The sequence below is a fragment of the Catenibacterium sp. RTP21428st1_D7_RTP21428_210409 genome, from assembly GCF_040227455.1.
GTDB classification, from domain to species: Bacteria; Bacillota_I; Bacilli_A; order Erysipelotrichales; family Coprobacillaceae; genus Catenibacterium; species Catenibacterium mitsuoka_A.
This window is the reverse complement of sequence record NZ_JBEHVX010000036.1, coordinates 1-19,183: the sequence shown is the minus strand read 5'-3', so window position 1 is coordinate 19,183 and position 19,183 is coordinate 1. Positions and strand designations below refer to the sequence as shown.

18 protein-coding genes, 1 tRNA gene, 1 CRISPR repeat array and 1 riboswitch are annotated in these 19,183 nt (G+C 31.7%); of the genes, 3 read left to right on the top strand and 16 right to left on the bottom strand.

Features of this window, described 5'->3' with window-relative positions; genetic code table 11:
* Positions 1 to 75: 75 nt before the first annotated feature.
* Positions 76 to 492, bottom strand: a complete 417-nt coding sequence (locus tag ABUA27_RS06805; protein WP_022424551.1) for a hypothetical protein — start codon at positions 490 to 492, stop codon at positions 76 to 78.
* 101 nt (positions 493 to 593) lie between these two features.
* On the opposite strand from ABUA27_RS06805, the gene ABUA27_RS06800 reads away from it, so the two are divergent.
* Entirely contained in the window at positions 594 to 1,790 is a 1,197-nt protein-coding gene (locus tag ABUA27_RS06800; RefSeq protein WP_129980681.1) for an O-antigen ligase family protein, read from the top strand.
* 38 nt (positions 1,791 to 1,828) lie between these two features.
* On the top strand, positions 1,829 to 3,085 hold the full coding sequence (locus ABUA27_RS06795; RefSeq protein WP_288835176.1) for an L-cysteine desulfidase family protein: 1,257 nt from the start codon (positions 1,829 to 1,831) through the stop codon (positions 3,083 to 3,085).
* A 23-nt stretch (positions 3,086 to 3,108) separates the two neighbouring features.
* Here the strand turns inward: ABUA27_RS06795 and ABUA27_RS06790 are convergent, their stop codons facing one another.
* The 5 genes from ABUA27_RS06790 to ABUA27_RS06770 all read right to left on the bottom strand — a co-directional run bounded on the left by ABUA27_RS06790 (position 3,109) and on the right by ABUA27_RS06770 (position 6,296).
* Complete coding sequence (locus ABUA27_RS06790) at positions 3,109 to 3,861, bottom strand: ChbG/HpnK family deacetylase (protein ID WP_349820446.1); 753 nt, start codon at positions 3,859 to 3,861, stop codon at positions 3,109 to 3,111.
* Positions 3,862 to 4,142: 281 nt separating this feature from the next.
* Positions 4,143 to 4,457 (bottom strand): type II toxin-antitoxin system RelE/ParE family toxin, encoded by a 315-nt coding sequence (locus ABUA27_RS06785; RefSeq protein WP_187012921.1) that lies wholly within the window; start codon positions 4,455 to 4,457, stop codon positions 4,143 to 4,145.
* Between the two features lies 1 nt (position 4,458).
* A complete protein-coding gene (locus ABUA27_RS06780) occupies positions 4,459 to 4,761 on the bottom strand; it encodes a type II toxin-antitoxin system RelB/DinJ family antitoxin (RefSeq protein WP_195920847.1) in 303 nt (100 codons plus the stop codon).
* Positions 4,762 to 5,072: 311 nt separating this feature from the next.
* Positions 5,073 to 5,228, bottom strand: a riboswitch (M-box (ykoK) riboswitch).
* 61 nt (positions 5,229 to 5,289) lie between these two features.
* Positions 5,290 to 5,365, bottom strand: a tRNA-Thr gene (locus tag ABUA27_RS06775).
* 316 nt (positions 5,366 to 5,681) lie between these two features.
* The gene (locus ABUA27_RS06770) at positions 5,682 to 6,296 is read right to left on the bottom strand and encodes a hypothetical protein (protein WP_287968545.1); all 615 of its coding nucleotides are present in this window, start codon (positions 6,294 to 6,296) and stop codon (positions 5,682 to 5,684) included.
* A 94-nt stretch (positions 6,297 to 6,390) separates the two neighbouring features.
* Between ABUA27_RS06770 and ABUA27_RS06765 the strand changes: the two genes are divergently transcribed.
* Positions 6,391 to 6,588, top strand: coding sequence for a hypothetical protein (locus ABUA27_RS06765; protein WP_129980677.1), 198 nt, complete (start codon positions 6,391 to 6,393; stop codon positions 6,586 to 6,588).
* A gap of 12 nt (positions 6,589 to 6,600) precedes the next feature.
* Here the strand turns inward: ABUA27_RS06765 and mscL are convergent, their stop codons facing one another.
* The 10 genes from mscL to cas9 all read right to left on the bottom strand — a co-directional run bounded on the left by mscL (position 6,601) and on the right by cas9 (position 19,148).
* A complete protein-coding gene (mscL, locus tag ABUA27_RS06760) occupies positions 6,601 to 6,996 on the bottom strand; it encodes a large conductance mechanosensitive channel protein MscL (RefSeq protein ID WP_022424543.1) in 396 nt (131 codons plus the stop codon).
* A 23-nt stretch (positions 6,997 to 7,019) separates the two neighbouring features.
* A complete protein-coding gene (locus tag ABUA27_RS06755) occupies positions 7,020 to 8,000 on the bottom strand; it encodes an SseB family protein (protein ID WP_349820445.1) in 981 nt (326 codons plus the stop codon).
* A 4-nt stretch (positions 8,001 to 8,004) separates the two neighbouring features.
* Positions 8,005 to 8,970 (bottom strand): SseB family protein, encoded by a 966-nt coding sequence (locus ABUA27_RS06750; protein WP_278242900.1) that lies wholly within the window; start codon positions 8,968 to 8,970, stop codon positions 8,005 to 8,007.
* Positions 8,971 to 8,983: 13 nt separating this feature from the next.
* The gene (locus ABUA27_RS06745; RefSeq protein ID WP_349820444.1) at positions 8,984 to 9,946 is read right to left on the bottom strand and encodes an SseB family protein; all 963 of its coding nucleotides are present in this window, start codon (positions 9,944 to 9,946) and stop codon (positions 8,984 to 8,986) included.
* 64 nt (positions 9,947 to 10,010) lie between these two features.
* Complete coding sequence (locus tag ABUA27_RS06740) at positions 10,011 to 10,664, bottom strand: HAD family hydrolase (protein WP_129980673.1); 654 nt, start codon at positions 10,662 to 10,664, stop codon at positions 10,011 to 10,013.
* A 161-nt stretch (positions 10,665 to 10,825) separates the two neighbouring features.
* Complete coding sequence (locus ABUA27_RS06735; RefSeq protein ID WP_349820443.1) at positions 10,826 to 11,398, bottom strand: hypothetical protein; 573 nt, start codon at positions 11,396 to 11,398, stop codon at positions 10,826 to 10,828.
* Between the two features lie 357 nt (positions 11,399 to 11,755).
* Positions 11,756 to 13,181: direct repeats of the CRISPR family, unit length 36 nt; unit sequence GTTTTAATTCAGTTCAAAATTACACAACCCTAAAAC.
* Positions 13,182 to 13,248: 67 nt separating this feature from the next.
* On the bottom strand, positions 13,249 to 13,953 hold the full coding sequence (gene csn2, locus ABUA27_RS06730; RefSeq protein WP_287968894.1) for a type II-A CRISPR-associated protein Csn2: 705 nt from the start codon (positions 13,951 to 13,953) through the stop codon (positions 13,249 to 13,251).
* Complete coding sequence (gene cas2 / locus ABUA27_RS06725) at positions 13,950 to 14,255, bottom strand: CRISPR-associated endonuclease Cas2 (protein ID WP_287968892.1); 306 nt, start codon at positions 14,253 to 14,255, stop codon at positions 13,950 to 13,952. The genes csn2 and cas2 overlap by 4 nt, the downstream gene beginning before the upstream one ends.
* Before the next feature lie 4 nt (positions 14,256 to 14,259).
* Complete coding sequence (cas1, locus tag ABUA27_RS06720) at positions 14,260 to 15,132, bottom strand: type II CRISPR-associated endonuclease Cas1 (RefSeq protein ID WP_287968890.1); 873 nt, start codon at positions 15,130 to 15,132, stop codon at positions 14,260 to 14,262.
* A complete protein-coding gene (gene cas9, locus ABUA27_RS06715; RefSeq protein ID WP_349820442.1) occupies positions 15,129 to 19,148 on the bottom strand; it encodes a type II CRISPR RNA-guided endonuclease Cas9 in 4,020 nt (1,339 codons plus the stop codon). Before cas9 ends, cas1 begins: the two co-directional genes overlap by 4 nt.
* Positions 19,149 to 19,183: the final 35 nt, after the last annotated feature.

Genomic DNA, 19,183 nt, shown 5'->3' with positions numbered 1-19,183 from the left:
CACAAAAGACGGACCTCGGTCCGTCTTTTGCTTTTTATGAAACTATAATGAGTTATTTACCCGTTACAGCCTCTTTTAGAATCCTAGATAACCTAGAATAGCACTTACATAGAATAAGATACCTGCAACGATTAATAAATAGTTAGACCAAGTGTTTTTCTTCTTTAAATAGAATGTATTCGCCTGTTCCCCTAAATAAATAGGATATTCCTGTCCTTTTACATAATCTTTTTCAATCTTTTCTACTTTAAATTCCTGGATAGATGCCTGGTTATACTTCTTTGTACCATAAGAATACTGGAAGATAGGACGACAATATAAGTTATTGACTTTCTTATAACCATGGTAAATTCCTTTAATTTCTCTTTTATCTTTCTTAAAGAAGATTTCATAGATTCCATAAGCCATGAGTAGTGTTCCTAAAATAATAGATAGGATAATCATGAATGGAGATCCTGACTTAAAAGAGAAGAATGAAGTGTTCATATTCATATATTCTACCTCCATAGAGTATTCTACCAATATTTCGTGAGTAAACAATATTTTTTTTTATTTTTCGTGTATAATATAGAATGTAATTAAAGGGGGTTCTCATGGATATTATTAAAAACTTAAAGTCACGTTTTGATTCTGTGCAATGTGATTTTCTTATTGCGATTGCCGCAATATTCCTTCCTTTCTATATTACTGTAGTGATTCATGCAATTATATTCTTTAAATGGATTAAACAAGGTGAAGTAAAGAAAGGTTATGAAGAAACAAAACGAAGCAAATATATTATTTTCTTCTCAGCACTTATTTTCTTAACAAGTGTCTTTTATCAGAACTGGCCAGGGGCTGGTGTATCTTTAGGTTATTTGATGTTATATAGTATGACACTTGTATATAGACGTCATGCAAGTGAAGAACTATTTGATACAATGTTGAATATAGTGATTGGTTTAAGTGTATTTGCAGCTGTATGGGCTATTATTGAATATATATTCATCTTAAGACAGTTTGATCTTGAGGGATGGTATTTGGTTGTATTTAATGCACCACAGTATCGTACAAATGCGATGTTCTTTAATGCGAACTACTATGCAATGATGATTGAGTTCTTTGTGGCTATTTGTTTCTATAAGTTCTTGAAGTATACTCATAATCATGGATTCATGAATCATATTAAAGAAATAGTGATTATTGGTTTAATTACATTACTTAACTTATTCTGTCTATATTTAACAGGATGTCGTACTGCATGGCCTGCACTTGCTGGTGGTCTTGCGATTATGTTGTTGTTTAATCGTAATTACAAGAGTTTTGGTGGTATTTGTGCTGTAGGTGCAGCGGGTGTTGGTTTCTTTATTGCGAAACCTCAATATATTCCACGTATGAGCAATATTGTGAAGTACTTAGGGGTAAGAAAACATATCTGGGAAGTTGCTATTCAGAACATTAAGACACATTTCTTATTTGGTGAAGGACCTATGACATATTGGCATATTTATGCACAATATAATGGGCATCCTACACAGCATTCACATAATATCTTTATTGATCCTGTTTTATGTTTTGGGATTATAGGATTATTGGTGATCGCACCGTTCTTCATTGAAAATATTAAACGTTTATATCGCTTATTAAGAACTAAGTGTAACCCTACTCTTGTTGCTTTAATTGTAGGCTATATTGTGATGATTTATATTCATGGATTACTCGATTATACAATCTTCTTTGTATCAACTGGATTCTTATTTGCAATGATAGTAAGCAGCTTTGACATTTATAGAAAAGAAATTGATCAATAAGGCAATGATTCATTGCCTTTTTAATAAGGAGAAAAAGAATGGATAAAAAACTTTATGAGACTTATGTAAGAATCTTAAATAAGGAACTCGTAACTGCCATGGGATGTACAGAACCTATCGCAATTGCGTATGCAGGAAGTCTCGCAAGAAAGACATTAGGTGGTATGCCAAATAAGATATTAATTGAAGTCAGTGGTAACATCATCAAGAATGTTAAGAGTGTTATTGTGCCTCATACTCATGGAAATAAAGGTATTGAAACAGCTGCCTGTATTGGTATTACAGGTGGAGATGCAGAAGCAGAATTAGAGGTTATTAGTCATGTGAAGGAAGAAGATATTATTGCGATGACTGAACTTATGAAGAGTGCTTCTATTAAAGTACAGCCTTTAGAATCCCCTTATTCTTTAGATATTCGTTTAACTGTATCTAATGATGAACATGAAGCAATGGTACATATTGCGGGAACACATACACATATTGTAGAAATGACAAAAGATAATGAAACTATTGTATGTGGAGAAGCATTGAAACAGACTATTGATGAAGATTATCTCACTCTTACTATGCATGATATTTATACTTTTGCGAAAGAAGTAGAGATTAATGATGTAAAAGAGTTATTAGATCAGATGATTGAATGTAATACTGCCATTGCACAAGAAGGAATGCATGGTGATTATGGGGCTAATATTGGTAAGGTGATTGCAATTAGAAAAGATTTACCAAGTCTATTAAAGGCCTATGCAGCTGCTGGTAGTGATGCGAGAATGAATGGTTGTGAACTACCTGTAGTAATTAATTCTGGTAGTGGTAACCAGGGATTAACTGTATCCGTACCTCTTATTATTTATGCAGAAAGAGAACATTTAGATAAAGAGAAGTTATATCGTGCTCTTGTGATTTCTAACTTAACAGCCATTCATTTAAAGACTGAGATTGGTCGTTTATCTGCTTTCTGTGGAGCAGTAAGTGCGGGTGCTGCATGTGGTGCAGGACTTGCTTATTTAAAGGATGCAAGTGAAGAAGTGATGAATCATACAATCGTGAATGCCTTGGCTATTACTTCTGGTATTATCTGTGATGGTGCTAAAGCAAGCTGTGCTGCCAAGATTGCGGTAAGTGTAGAAGCTGGCATTCTAGGTTATGATATGTATATGAATGGTCAGCAGTTCTATGGTGGAGATGGTATTATTTCTAAGGGTATAGAAAATACAATCCATAACATCGGTGTATTAGGAAGTCAAGGTATGGCTTCTACTGACCAGGAAATTATTAAAATCATGTGTGAATAGTAAAAGCTGCCAATTGGCAGCTTTTAGTGTCCTATTTCGTCATATGTATATAAGTGTATATCATGTTCTTTAAGATACTCTTTGAGTTCTTCTGAACATAACATCTCTGCTTCTTTTGTACGATTAAGAGTAAGAGAAGAAGTACGTAGTATTTGTGCATCCAGATATCCTGGATGACAAACTAATAAGTCACAACCATCATCATGTGTATTCTCTACCATTTCTTTAAAAGATTTAAAAGGATCATACCCTTCCTTCATACTTTCCATATGCATATAGAGTTTTTCTCCTGCCAATTCAACAGGTGTCCCATCAAAAGAAATGTCATTGAACTTTAAATTGTGTCTTTTCGCAACAATTTCAATACCTTTTAATAGATTATCACTGGCTACTGCATGAGCTTCAAAATAAGAAGGCTCAAGATGAGTTATCTCTTTAAATCTTTTATATTGTGCTTCTATTTCTATAATGGCTTCTTCTAGTACTACAAAGTCTTCTTTACTTTGTCTATATGTTCTACTTGATTTGAATTGTCCATTTTCATCTACAAGACTTGGAATAAGTTTTGGATCACTGATAGGAGTACCAATACATACATTAGTATGCTGTCCTAAACAGATATCTAAATCCTTTACAAGTTCATAGCCTTCTACAGAATCAGGCATATTCACCATAAAACCAATATTCTTAATCACACCATTTTTTACTGTATCATATATACCATAATTCACACCTCGGCTGTAACCTAAATCATCAGCACGTACCATAATCTTCATAACAAATCCTCCTAAATAAAAATGATCCTGGTTATCATACTTATTATATATATACAATACATAATAAGATCATACCGCCAGGATCACTTCTTTCTATATATAGTTTACCTTATAGTGTAAGCGTTGTCAATTAAGACAAATAAAAAACCAGGTGCACTGCCACCTGGTCTAAACGCAATATATTTCCGCGACTAGACGAATATTATTGCGTTTTTATTATATGTGATATTCTTCTTTTATGCAAGAGAAAGGGCTATAACGAATAGATAGTATTTTATCATCTAACCTTTTAATCGGCTTTCAATATCTGATGCACTATATAATACATCTGTTACAATCACATTATCTCCCTGGATCACAAAAAAGACAGAGTAATTGTCTACCAACAATCTTCTCATCTCTTTGCTTCGTTCCGGCTCTGATTCCATAATACAAATTCTCTCAGCCATAGTATCCAATGTCAAAATAGCATCTGCAATCCGGTTATATTGATCCATCGCATTTTCCGGTGCCTGAAGAACATAAGCGATATGATTATACAACTGCTCCATATCAGCCAATGCTTCATTTGTAATCTCAACCGTATAGTGTTTCATTTCAATGATTCTCCCTGAATTTTGCGAACGCTTCCGTTGCATTTTGCACTCTTCCTGCAGCTATATCATTGTAACCTTTTTCTAATTTCTGATGAATTTCTTCTGTTGTCATGCCATCTGCATGAATCGATACTGGTGCTTTTGGTAAAGAAACAGAAAATGGAATTCCACCTGTAAGAGAAATTTGATTCAAATACATATCAATCGCTGTTGACATAGGAACACCTAACTGAGACAATACTTTTTCTGCCCTCTCTTTGACGGCTGGGTTTACTCTTAAGTTTAATGTTGCTGATTTTCCCATAATCACACCTCCTTGTTTCTTATATTGTAACGCTTTTGTCGTTACAATTCAACTGCTATTTCTCACATGTATTTACTATACAATTGAGGCATCTATAATCTTGTATTTTAGTCATTTATTCCTTTACAAAATGTATTTTTTGTTGTTTGACTCCACCTGATTCTTTACTCTTTTTAATATTGATATCTACAGCTGAAGTTACATCAGATGAGGATACTTTTCTATAAGAAACAATTATTCCATCTGATAATTATGCAATAGTTAGCTTTCAAACAAAAAACCATATACCCAATCGGATATATGGTCCTGTATCTTATGATCCGTTTGGGCTTTAGTTCTAAAGGGCAATGTAACTACAATAGTCTATGCCTTAACGACATAGACTGTTCAAACCAGCGAATGATGTCTCCATCATTTTGCGGCAGCAGTCCGTATCCCCGAAGTAACCTCACTTATCGATTTCATATATATGTAAAATACCTACTACTCATCTACAATAGACAAAATATATAACTTGTATAAAATAAATGGTGCCGACTGCAGGAATCGAACCTGTGGCCTATACATTACGGGTGTATCGCTCTGCCTACTGAGCTAAGTCGGCATCTAACTATAGTATAGTATAGTCTTCTTCTATTTTAATACAAGTAAAAACCACTGGAGGAGAGCCAGTGGTTCTAAAAAACAATTTAATACAATTAGAAGGGAGTTTTATTTATGAATCGTAAACAGGACACTTTTATTATTAGGGAGTGGCCCTCTTTACAGTTATTAATATAGTCTTAGTATATGAACTAAGTATGAACAAAAACAAAAAAAGATCTGACTCCCTATTTCAGACCTTTCCAAGAGCTATTCTAATCGTAATACGACTCCCACAGTCATATTAGCATACTTTTTCTACAACAACAATATTTTTGTTACGCTTTGTTTTCCATATCCTTTATTTTTTCAATAAAAGCAGGATCATATTTCTTTCTTAAGCTCTTTCCAGCAATATAGTTTGGAGATGTTACAAGAGGACCATACTTTAACTGGATGCAGGCATCTAGATATAAGCCAAATACAGATGAAATATAACTATATGACTTGTTTAATGCATAAATATGGTAGAGGTTTAAATCATTGAAGATGGATTTGTCTGCCACAATACAGGCTACTAGTTTAGAACCTTCATAGATAGGATACACGTAACCTGTTTCTAATCCAACTCTATACATCTTATATTTAACACCGTCATACTTTAATACAAAGTAACCTGATTGAGATGTAAAGCCTGTTTTCTGATAGATTACACCTAGACTTTTTTCTTCAAATAACATTCCATATTTCTTATGTCCTACCTTATCCCATTCAGGTTTTATTTTGTCAGGATCATAGATTAATGAGAATTTACGTGAGAGAAAATTACCTTGAATTTCTCCTCCTTGATTAAACTGTTTAGGTAAAGAGGCTCCACCAAGTTTATTATTTCCTTTTGCGATTTCATAATCTATATTAAAAGTAGATAGGATTTGGTTTAAGTCTATTATCATAATAAAATACACTCCTTTCCCATATTTTAACATTATTATTCGCTTTTAAAAAGAGTTCATTATGTATATAATTAATTCGAAAGAGGTGAAGTGTATGGCTATTAAAGTAAAAGCAAAGGATGCAGATACTCTAGAGGAAGAACTAGAAGAATGGTCATTAGGTGTCAATCTTGTAAATACAGCACCTACTCAAACAAAAGAAACCGTCACTTTTAGTACAGACCAAATAAAAAAAGATAAGTCTAAGAGAACGACTTATCTTAATGATGATCTAGAAGATCCTACATTATAAGCACTTAGGTGCTTATTTTTTTTCTTTCAAAAGATCTCTGATTTCTTCTAATAATACAATGTCTTCTGGCTTTGGTGCAGGTGCTGCTTTTTCTTCTTCCTTCTTACGGAAACTCACGACCTTATTAATCGCTTTAATACAGATAAAGATACAGAAAGCCATTAATAAGAAGTTAATGAGGTTAGAAAGGAATGATCCATACTTGATATTAATATTATTAATCTTAAGAGTTAATTCTGTAATATCAGATGGAATCTTAATGATTGCAGATAATACAGGCATGATAATATCCTGTACAAGAGATGTGACAACAGCAGTAATAGCAGTACCTAAAATGACACCGACAGCCATGTCAATGACATTGCCTTTAAATGCGAATTCTTTGAATTCGTTCCATAGCTTTTTCATGTTGTGTCTCTCCTATATTTAGTTTATGCAGCAGGTGTTTCGTCTTCTTCCTGATGACCGCTTATAGCCTTGATGAATTCTTTGCCGATAACAAATGCCTGATCAAATGGGTTGATTAATAAAGCATCATATTCTCCAGCACCGAAGAATGTAGCAATATGCTGATCAAATGGACGACATTCGCTGATTAATACCTGTCCTTCCTTTAATTCAACATTATCTTTGATGCCCCATTTATCAATCTGTTCATTAGATGTAAAGAGTGGGAAATAGCTTAATTCATTACCTTCATCATCTTCTGCAGATAATGAAGGAATAATCATAGATGCATCCTTTTTTAATTCATATGTACCATCTGGTAAAGTAACTAAATCTGATTTATTCACAATCGTCATTAATGCAAGACATGAGCGTTCAACTACATCTTCCATAAGTGATTGGAATTTATCTTTTTCTTCTTCACCTTGTGCTTCCATATATTCATCATATAACCAAGAGAACTCCATATTACCTGGTACTCTATGACCAATTGTTTCATGATGATCTACACCATTGTTTTCTTCAACACCCATATCACTTAATGTATCTCTACCTAGAGTAAATGCATCTGTTTCTGGATCAATAACCATACCATAGATTTCATCATCACCTGTATTAAATAATTCATTTAATAAGAATTCATAGTCTACTTCTACTAATACATTATGACGGTCTGGGAAATCAGAATCTTCTAGAATAGAAGAGTTCTGTGCATTTTCTACAGTAGTATAAATTGCATACCATTCATCTCCGTCATCATCACATACTGTCTGTAAGAAGAATGAATCTTCATCATCATCGTCTACAGAAATATATGTAAGGAATGTAGAAGCCTTTAATGTATGCATTAAATCATCTTCTAGTTTAGTGGCAGTAAAAGAAGCTTCTCCATATTTACCACAGCTTTCTTTCCATTCTTTATCAGTTGCTTCTACTGGTGTTGTGTTTAATAATGGTTTACTCATTCTTTTACTCCTCCCCTTCTATTAATCCCATTGTAGTTAGGATTTCTTTTGTAAGTACAATATTATCTGTGAATGGATTAATAACGAGTGCATCAAAGGCTTCACCATTATTAAGTCCTCCTAGATGAGTAACAAGATCGGCAGTCAGTAGCATAGATTTTCTTTCTTCATCTTCAGCATTCCAGCCATCTAATGTTTCAATATCTTCCTGTGATGTAAAGAGTGGAACAATATTAGCCTGATCACCATTATCTTCACTTGATAACATTCTAATCGCAAAATCTGCATCTGATCTAGCAACGTATGTATTACCATCTTCTACTACTAAATCTTCTTTTCTTACCATAATAGGTAATGCGAATAAAGCATCATCAAATGCTTCAGCCATATGACTAAAGATTTCTGCTTTCTTATCATCATCTTCAGTATTCTGGAAAATCTTCCAAATTTCTTTAATAAAGATATTTGCAGGAGTAATGTTACCTAAATCTTCTGTATGGTCTAAACCATTACATAAACGTTTAGAAATCTGTACTAATTCTTCTCTTGTAAGAATATAGTCATCACTAAATGGGTTAATCACAATACCATCAATTTGATTACCATCAGCAAGTGTAAGTTCTTTTGCTAGGAAAGCATAGTTGACTTCTACTGCTTCTACTTTTCTTCCTGGCATTGATGTTTCAGGTTTCGCAAGACTGCTTTTTAATTCTTTTAATGAAGTATAAACAGAAATAAAGTTCTTACTTCCATCCTGTGGTGAAATAGTAAAGAATGAATGATCATATTCTAAATTTTCACCGCTTTCTGGTAGATTCATATAACCATAATAATGTGATTCTGTTAGGTTCTTAAGGAATGCTGTGTAGGCTACTTCTTTGTCACCCTGAGCTTTTTTCCATGCATCAAGGGAGTCAGTCCATCTTGATGTAGTAAATGCTTGAGCATCTTTTAAAGGTTTGTAATTCAACTTGTTTTCCTCCTTAGTTGATAGTTTCTTTATTATAAAACATTTCATCTAACATGTCTTTAGAAAACCCTAGATGATCTGTAAAAGGATTAATGAGAATACCACAGAATGCATCACTAGAAAAGAGTATATCTTTGTATGACTCAAATGACTGACATGTAATAATCATTTCCATGTCTGGTTCATCATGATCAAGATCCATTCTTTTAATATCATTTAATCCTGTAAATAAAGTAATATAGAGTTTATTAGGATCAGCATGAGAACACATAAGTGGTTTGATATAAATATCAGCACCTGTATGCATTGCAAGTTCTCCTGTCTTATTTGTATATAAGTCTTTCTTATTTACAAGTACAGGACAGGCAAAGACCCCATCCTCCATAAGGTCTTCTACACTCTCTTTTAATAACTCTTTTACATGAGGATCTTTACCATTAGAATGATAGATCTTCATATTCTTTCTAAACTTTAAATTAGCTGGTACTAGACTTGGTAAATCTTCTTGATGATTAATACCTATTGTTGTATTGTGTCCTATACTATTTAATAGTTTTCCATCAGCTATCAGCTTTTGTGAGAAAGGATTAATCACTAAACCATTTAACCCTTCTGTACGCATATATATCTCTTCTAAGAGGCGTTTATAAGAAGCTACCATTACTTCTACCTGGTAGCCTTCTTGTGGTTCAGGAAGATCTATATAGTCTGTTATTTCCTTTATATTTGTGAAAGCAGGTAAATAGGATTGTTGTTGTTCATTAGATACAGAAATGATTTCATAATCTTGATCATCAGAATTCAGTGGTCTTTGAACCATTACAAGATAATCTGAATGAGATATTAAATAATGAAAATGTTCTGTGATATCTGTATTCAGATCATAGCCCTGAAACCAAAGGTTAAAGAAATCATTCCATTCTTCATCATCAGGATAATATTGTGGTGATACAATACTTAAACCATTGTAATCCATAAAAAAACCTCCTTCCTTCTCTATTGTACCATGTTAGAGATGATAAGAGGTTTGTATTCTTCAATTATTTTATTAAATCGAGCACTTTTAGAAGATTTTCTTTGATACACAACAAATGTGATTGCGTCATATCGCTGATATCCACTAAATCAGGTACTCCAATAACATCTATACCTGCAGCATCTGCCGCAATAATACCATTTCTAGAATCTTCTAGAATAAATGTTTCTTCTTTCTTAAGATTGTATAGTTCTATAGCTTTATTGAATATTTCTGGATTAGGTTTGGCACGAGTAACATGATCACCACATACAAACTTATCAAAGTACTTGTCTAAACCTCCAGATTTTAATGAGAATAGTACATCTGGTTCAAAAGTAGAACTAGTAAGGACCAATGTATAACCATTATCTTTTAGATATGTTAATAGTTCATGAGCTCCTTTTTTAACTGGCATAGGGTTTGTTTCTAAGTATTTTCTTGTTTCTTTGATCTTGTCATCTCTAAAACGTGTAAAGTAGTATCTATTGCCTGTGATTTTCTCCAGCATTTCTTGTGCTGCTAATCCATTAGAGCCAATTGTTTTATAAGCAGCTTCTGGGTTAAAGGGTTCGTTGTGACTAGCAAATACCTTTTCCCACATCTTGATTCCTAATGCTTCACTATCAATAAGCAAGCCATCCATATCAAATAATACGTTCTTCTTGTTTTCTAACATATGATTAATCCTCCATATCAATACTGTATCATTATATAGTGTGATTGGGTATATGTAAAATAGTTGTTGATAGCGATTACAATTTATGCTATAATAATAAGCGAAAAGAAAAGCAGAAAAAAAGACTTGAATATTCCCCCATTCGAGTCTTTTTTTTGCGTTTAATTTACTTTTTTTGATGCTTGCATGTATTCTTCTTGGCAGTGCTCGACGAATTGGGCAGCCATTGTAGTTGTATAATGTTCTGTTTCTTTGATGTACTTATCGACATATACATCTGTATGATGATTAAAGGAATGTAAGAAGCCACTTAGGAGTTTTGTTAAATCGTTGTAGTAGTTAATGCCTGCTTGTTCATCCATCATACCTGTCATAAGTGAATAATAGAGACAAAAGTTAACAGAACCAGGACGATTAGATGTCATAGCATCTATACCATACCATACAGGGTTTTCCTCTATAGTATAAGGTCCGTTTTCCATCATAGTATATACTTCTTCTGGATCAAAGGGTATGTGTGCTCCTTCATAAAATTCATCCAATAACTTTATTTGATGTTCTCTAGATAGAGTGCTATGAGAAACGATTTGATAACTTATACCTAAGCAGTACGTCTCACAGCAGTCTAACGCATTGATGTTGGCGAAAAATTGCTTGTACATACTACTGTCTTTTACATTGAGATATAATTCGTTAAGTTTGCGTTTAAATGCATGAAATTCGGATAGTTTCATATTGTTTACCCCCTTTTCAACATTTATTATACTGATTGAAATATGTATTTCAAGAAATCAACAAGTGTATAAATCAAAGGGAAAACAGGGCAATCTAAATAACTAATATTGCATCACTATTGCATTCAACTCACCAATGATCATACTCAATAAATAAGAATAACATCCATAATAACACAACTATAAAATTATGAATTTTTGCGAGAATACGAACAGAAGTTATAATATAAGACACCGTTAAGATAAAAATGAAAAAATAAGAATGCAATTCCACACTATTCTAGCGTATCTTACATTCTTATTTTATCATTAGCATAAATAACACAACACTAAAACTTCATCAACGAAAGTTAGAAAAATTTAATTCAATTCAAAATTACACAACCCTAAAACACTGTGTCGCGCATTACGCGCGATGGAGAGGTTTTAATTCAGTTCAAAATTACACAACCCTAAAACTTCACTTTGTGACTCTTGTTTAAAGGAAAGGTTTTAATTCAGTTCAAAATTACACAACCCTAAAACCTTTCATTCATTTTATTTTTATTTGCTTGTGTTTTAATTCAGTTCAAAATTACACAACCCTAAAACTTTACTTTCAATGGTACACCCCAAGAATTAGTTTTAATTCAGTTCAAAATTACACAACCCTAAAACGACACATAGTCTTCTTTGGATAAACCGAAAGTTTTAATTCAGTTCAAAATTACACAACCCTAAAACTCCAGGATATTCTTCTGAGTTATTCATAAAGTTTTAATTCAGTTCAAAATTACACAACCCTAAAACTATTCCCTTCTTTTACTTTCTCATACTTTAGTTTTAATTCAGTTCAAAATTACACAACCCTAAAACTTATGCGTGTTTTTTAACCAATACAGTTTCAGTTTTAATTCAGTTCAAAATTACACAACCCTAAAACTGTATCGACCACATAATACCAATAGCAAAAGTTTTAATTCAGTTCAAAATTACACAACCCTAAAACCCAATAGACTGCTGTAACTTGCCCCCTTCTGTTTTAATTCAGTTCAAAATTACACAACCCTAAAACTAATATGCTAGTAGGTTTATTGTTTGTTCTGTTTTAATTCAGTTCAAAATTACACAACCCTAAAACCTAAAACTTTTAAACACCTAGAACAATCTAGTTTTAATTCAGTTCAAAATTACACAACCCTAAAACGTAAGGATTATATCCTGATACTTTGGATTCGTTTTAATTCAGTTCAAAATTACACAACCCTAAAACCAAGCATTCTTGCCACAAGTATTCCACTCAGTTTTAATTCAGTTCAAAATTACACAACCCTAAAACTCTCCGATACCACTTAGCATAGTTGCGTCAAGTTTTAATTCAGTTCAAAATTACACAACCCTAAAACTTTACAACTTTTACATAGAACTGACGGTCTGGTTTTAATTCAGTTCAAAATTACACAACCCTAAAACTATCTTTGTATCTACTGTTGAAATCGTTTTTGTTTTAATTCAGTTCAAAATTACACAACCCTAAAACATTTATTGCATTCCATACCGCAAAAATCGCGTTTTAATTCAGTTCAAAATTACACAACCCTAAAACTGACATTGGAGACAGAAATCAGCACCAATAGTTTTAATTCAGTTCAAAATTACACAACCCTAAAACGAACTTGTGAAGTTAAGTAACGAATATTCAGTTTTAATTCAGTTCAAAATTACACAACCCTAAAACTATGAAGTCCTAAATTAGGATATTATAATAGTTTTAATTCAGTTCAAAATTACACAACCCTAAAACCTCAAATTCAAAAATCAGATAGTATTTTCTGATTTAAAGCTAGAATTCTTTTCAGGATAACGAATCCCTAGTCACTTTGAACCTCTTCTATTTTATCATAATCTTCGCATAAATCTTCATCTATTATATATTTTCTAAAAGTAATAGAATCAATTTCCCTACTTTTATTTTCTATAAACAATATATGAAGATGCTTATAATTCTTATACTTAATCAATTCCACCAATTCTTCATCATCTAAATAATCAAGACAATTATATAGAACTAGCACCGGCTTCTTTACCAGCTCAGTGACTAGCTCCACATAATTCATTAGCCTATCATAAAGCTTTTCTTCTGCTTTTCTTGATATCTTTAAAGACACTGCCTTTAAATAGTTTTCAATAGTTAAGTCATTTTTATAGTCAAACTCTAGATTGTAATCTTCTAGTTCATCTTCTAACATGGCACTAAGATCATCAACTAACTTTTGATATCTCATACATTTATCTTCATCAGATATGATACTTTTGCTTATTTGTGCATAGATTTCTTTTAACAGATTCTTGTCATTAAAATCCATTTTATAAAGATCTGTTATCAATAATACATTAGCAGTAATATTCTTCTCTCCATCAATAAACAACAGTTCTGTACTCTTATTCTTATCATATAGGATAGATGACAATAAGCTTAAAATGTGAGCATAAAACTTATGATTCTTAATAATCAAAATAGTATTATCTTGATCATTAAAGTCTATTTCTTCAAATCCCATAATTCTTAGTTTCATAGAACTATCAGCCTTTCTTCACTATCCTCTTTAAGAGTCTGTTTATTACCACAAATATATTCTATTGAAGCGAATTGTTTTTCTGTAATAATTAGAACTTCTACATCTCCAGCACTAGGTTTATTATCTCGAATTCTTTTTACCTGTGCTTTCACGATAGAGTTATTTAATGCCAATTTACAATAAACACTCTCCTGCATCATCACAAATCCATCATTAATAAGCAATTTTCTAAACAATCTATATTCCTTTTGGTCTTTATATGTAAGTGTGGGCAAATCAAAAAATACAATAATCCTCATATATCTATAACTCATATTCAAAAAACTCTAGATAACTAACGTCTTTCTTTTCAATTGCCTTAATCACACTTTTTACATATATCGATATCGCATTAGAAACATACTGATTACTATTTTTTATTCTAACTTTATGATTTAATACATCCACCAATTTAAGCCTCATAGAACCATCAAATATATCATTGCAGTTTTCTCTTACTATTTTATCTACTAATGGTCTAAATGGTTCCATTAAGTCGGACGACAAATTAAATGGATTAAACTCATTACAATGTTTTATTCCTAACTGTGTTAAATAACCATTTAACACAAGTTCTTTATTAAATTGTGACAACAATATTGAATATCCATAATTCAATGATGCATTGATATCACTCTTTGATGTTCTTGTGAAATCCACGCCAAACAAGTCATCAAAATAAACTTTAGCTGCATGCCCTTCTCTATTAGTTGAATCAAATAATCTGATTTGATCAACATACTTATATAGTTTCTTTGATCCATCTTCATCATAATTCTCTAATAGTTTAGCTTGGTTCTTAATCTTTTCTTTGATTATTGCAGTCCAAACCTCTTTAGCATAATCATAATCCCAGTTTATTTGTTGGCGTACTCTTTTACTGGAATTATGACACCCATAATATGACACTACTTCACCTACAGGATTTCTTTTTTCATCACAAAATACAATTTTAATCTTCCTACTTAGTAATTCATTTACTAAGTAGGAAGTAATGGCAACTGCAGTACTACTTATAAGAATAGTATTTATTTCAGACAAATGAATCATATGTACTTCATCACTTCTTACTATTAAGTATCCATTCTTATAAGTAAGTTTAGCTCTGCTGTCTATAACTACTGTTCGCCAGCTCATAATTTGTATTTTTTAGTGTATATTCCTGTTGGTGACTGAGAGACAAATGTTACTCTCTCTAAATCTAAACTCATTTTATTCTTTCTTCCAATTCTATCTCCCACATTAAAATCTGCATATTGAATTTTTCCGTTTCTTGGTCCTCTATGCATAATAATCAACATCTGCTTTATAATGTCTGCTTTTTCTTCTTTAGAAACAGCCACATAATCTTCAGTCATGCTTTCAAACTTTTCTGCAATACTTTGATATGCTGGATATAATGCTTTCATTTTATTAATTAGTTCAATATACAATTGAATCATCAAAACATCATCCAAATTATCACAAGCTTGTTTATAGATTGCATTATATATGTCTGCAATCAATGCACACTGCTTTTCATTTAAAACAAGTTGTCTTCCGTTCACAAATTCAATTGGTGATGTTAATAAATATTCCCCACCATCCATTTCAATCATTTGATTAACTGGAATACTATCTTTAATAATTTTTACATCAGTTAAGTTTTCCTTTTCCTCTATGTACTTTATTTTTTCATCAAGAGAAGCTGCTTTTAAATGTAAAGGTACACCAGATATTTTCTTTACTAATTTAGTTTTCTTTCCCCTTTTTTTCTTTCCTTCTATCGCAACAATTACGTACTGTAGTCCACTAAATCCACCATACTTGTTAACATCTTTACGATTCTTATTAACAGGAATCACTGCTTCTGTAGTTCCTTTAGGAGAATGTGCATCATTAGGAAGAACAGTCAAATTAAACATTTGTCCACTCTTTTGATCAAGTTTAGTTGTACAATAACAATCTTTATAATAGAAACATTTTTTAATTTCATTAATAATATCCGGATTCCAGATAAGTTCACCATCCACTTCATATGGATAATTCATACTGTTAATCACAAAACCATCTTTCCATCTCTTCTTATCATTCTTATTCTTTCTAAACATCTTCATGTATTCAGAATAAACAGCTTTAGAATCATGCATATCAGGATATCTATCACGCATAAATCCACCAATTAATGCCACAATATAAGCATCATGTGCATGATGATAATCATTAATATCTCTGTTCTTATAAATATGATTCTTAACTCTAAATTCATGAGATAAGTTTGCACGAATAGCTGCAACTTTAGTTGTAGAATAGTGATCTTCAATGATTTGAGTTACATTCTTTGTAATCTGTCTTGTTTCTACTAACTGTCTATTAATAAATCTTTCTTCATCTCTTTCTGTATATTCAGTTTTGATTAAAGAATAGAATTTCTTAGGACTAATCAATTCATGATCAAATAACAATTTCCAGAATCCGATCATTTTTACACGAACATCAGAAGGAACAACTAAATCGTCTAGTTTTCTCTGATTTTCTTCAGGTATTACAAGAACTCTGTTATCAAAACTATCATCCTTAACAAGAGACTGAGGCACAATATGGTCAATCTGATACTTGTCTAATGAATCAATATCTAGTTTTTTACCAGAATACATACATTTACCTAACTGAGTGAAATATAAGAATAAACTATCAGAAGAAATCTTCTTTGTGTTATCAAAACCTTTTAATTCTTCTAACACAGTCTTGTATTCAACTTTTGTTTGTTCATCTAAATCTTTATACACATTTTCTAGTTTCTTAATCTTAGATTCTGTTCTTTCTTTAGCTTCTTCAGATCTTTCAAATTCGATATAGATATATTTTGGTCTACATTTCATTACTTTAGTAATTTCTTCTACAATCTGTAATGACTGCCAAATACCTCTCTTTAGTGCTGGTGATCCTGCTAGTCTTTCTACTTCGTCATAAGTAAATTTACCATCTTCAGGGCAAGAAGCAGCTGCTTCAATCATCTGTGCATATCCTAAATCTCTATCATTAATGATTTCCATCAAGTTTAAACGAGACATTTCTAAAACATCTAACACTGTGACACTGCTACCAAATTTATTATCTGCAACAATACCATCAAGTAGTTTCTTTGATAATCTTGACCAATCTTTATACTTTAATTTTAAAATCTGTTTAATCTTGTCATCAGGTAATGCATATTTTTTCTTTAATCTACGCTTCATGATTTTCTTATCTTCAAATACAGTCAAATCATAAATAATGTTTTCGATAAGATTAAAGTTAGACTGATCAATCTTTCCAAATATATTTGTGAAATCAATCCATGGAGTTAATGAAGTTGAGAATTGATTTTCTTTCTGGAAACCTTTAATTTCTGCATCCTTACTACAACATTGATTATTCACTAACCAGTTCTTTAATTTTTTTTCAGTAACTGTCTTATTCTTCATGAAAAGTTCATTATAAATATCATTCTTAACATCTACTTCTAAAAGCTTATCATCAACTCTAATCTTATTTAATTCGTTGTATACTTCATATTTAGATACTATAAGTGAATTCTTAGGCAATACCTGTTCATCAGGGAAATATGTACAATAATTAGTCATACGCTTAATGAACTCTTCTGCAGTTGCATCTACATCTACAATATCCTGATAGTTCCAAGGTAGTATTCTTTGGTTTTCTTTACCTTCTAAACGTTTAATCCATGAGAACTCACTATTTTCATTTAGTGGACCAAAGTAGTAAGGAATTCTAAATGTTAAGATAGATAGTAGTTTTTCTCTTTTTTCCTTTAATACTGGATAGTATTTTGCCTGATTATCTATAATCTTAATCATTTCATCAAGCTGCATCTGATAAGGTACAGATCCATTAGTACGTGAATTCTGTTTTAATAAGAAGTTTTCTAATTCAATATCATGTAAAATCTGTTTAGCTTCTGGTGTATCAACCTTTTCAATGCACTTCTTTACATACTTATAGAATTCATCTACAGGCGCTTTAGATGGGTGATTAATATAATTATAATATCCCTTCAATTTCTCATTATCATTTCTGAACATATCAAAATATTTCTTAGGAACATTATCTTTAATACATTTTTTTAATAACTGTAAATCTTCATGATGCTTGTTATAACGACTCACCATTGCTTCAGAAATAGACGCATTATCAGTATGTGTTGCTCCCATAATAGTCTGTAACTCAACCCAGCTATAGATATTATGCAAAGAATCAATAAACTCTACATATTCCCCTAAATCATTTTCAACTTCACTAAACTGATCATCATAATTAGAATCTGAGAATTTAAGTTTGATTTCAGAATCTCCCTGCTTAATAGGTTCACATAAAATCATCTTAGTAACATTCATTTTATTTCCAGCTATACCAGTTACTAATTCTTTATATGCACTCTTAAAGTCTTTCTCTGGTGCAATTAAAGCCATAACTTCATCAACCTTTGCTTTCTTTGATAATGGCTTCTTTAATATTTCTAATATTTCTAGATTCTTCTTTTCATCATCCTCATAAGGAATATTGTTGAAATCGGCAAATTGTGTAAATACATCTGACAACCTATCTTCAATATTTGATGCATCCATATTAAATTTCTGACCTTCATATAAGAAGTTTCCTCTATATTTAACGATGTGGTGCAATGCTAAATAAATAAGTCTTGGATCAGCTTTTTCAGTTGATTCACACAATGCCTTTCTTAAGTGATAAATAGTAGGATACTTATGATAATAAGTATAATCATTAAAATCTTCATCAATAAACAAGTTATAATTGTCCTTATAATCTGCTCCTAAATAATTAGCTTTATCTTCTTCATCTAAAAAAGAAGTGTGCTCTAGTCTAATAAAGAAAGTTGGATCATTCTCTAAAACCATATCTTGCAAAATAGCTCTTAATAATCTAATTCTCTCTCTTCTCTTATTGTATCTTCTACGTATAGATCTACTAGCTCTTCTATTAGCTGCTGTTTCTGCATTACTAAATAATCTAGATCCCCATAGATGTTTCCCATTTCTTTTCATAAGTCTATGGTTCATGTCCACAACGGCCCATCCTACAGACCCTGTTCCTAAATCTAGTCCAATACAATAATCTGTTATGAAATGACGATTGTCAAGTGGAAATAACACATTTCTTTGATTTTCGTTTTTCGTTTTCCGTTTTT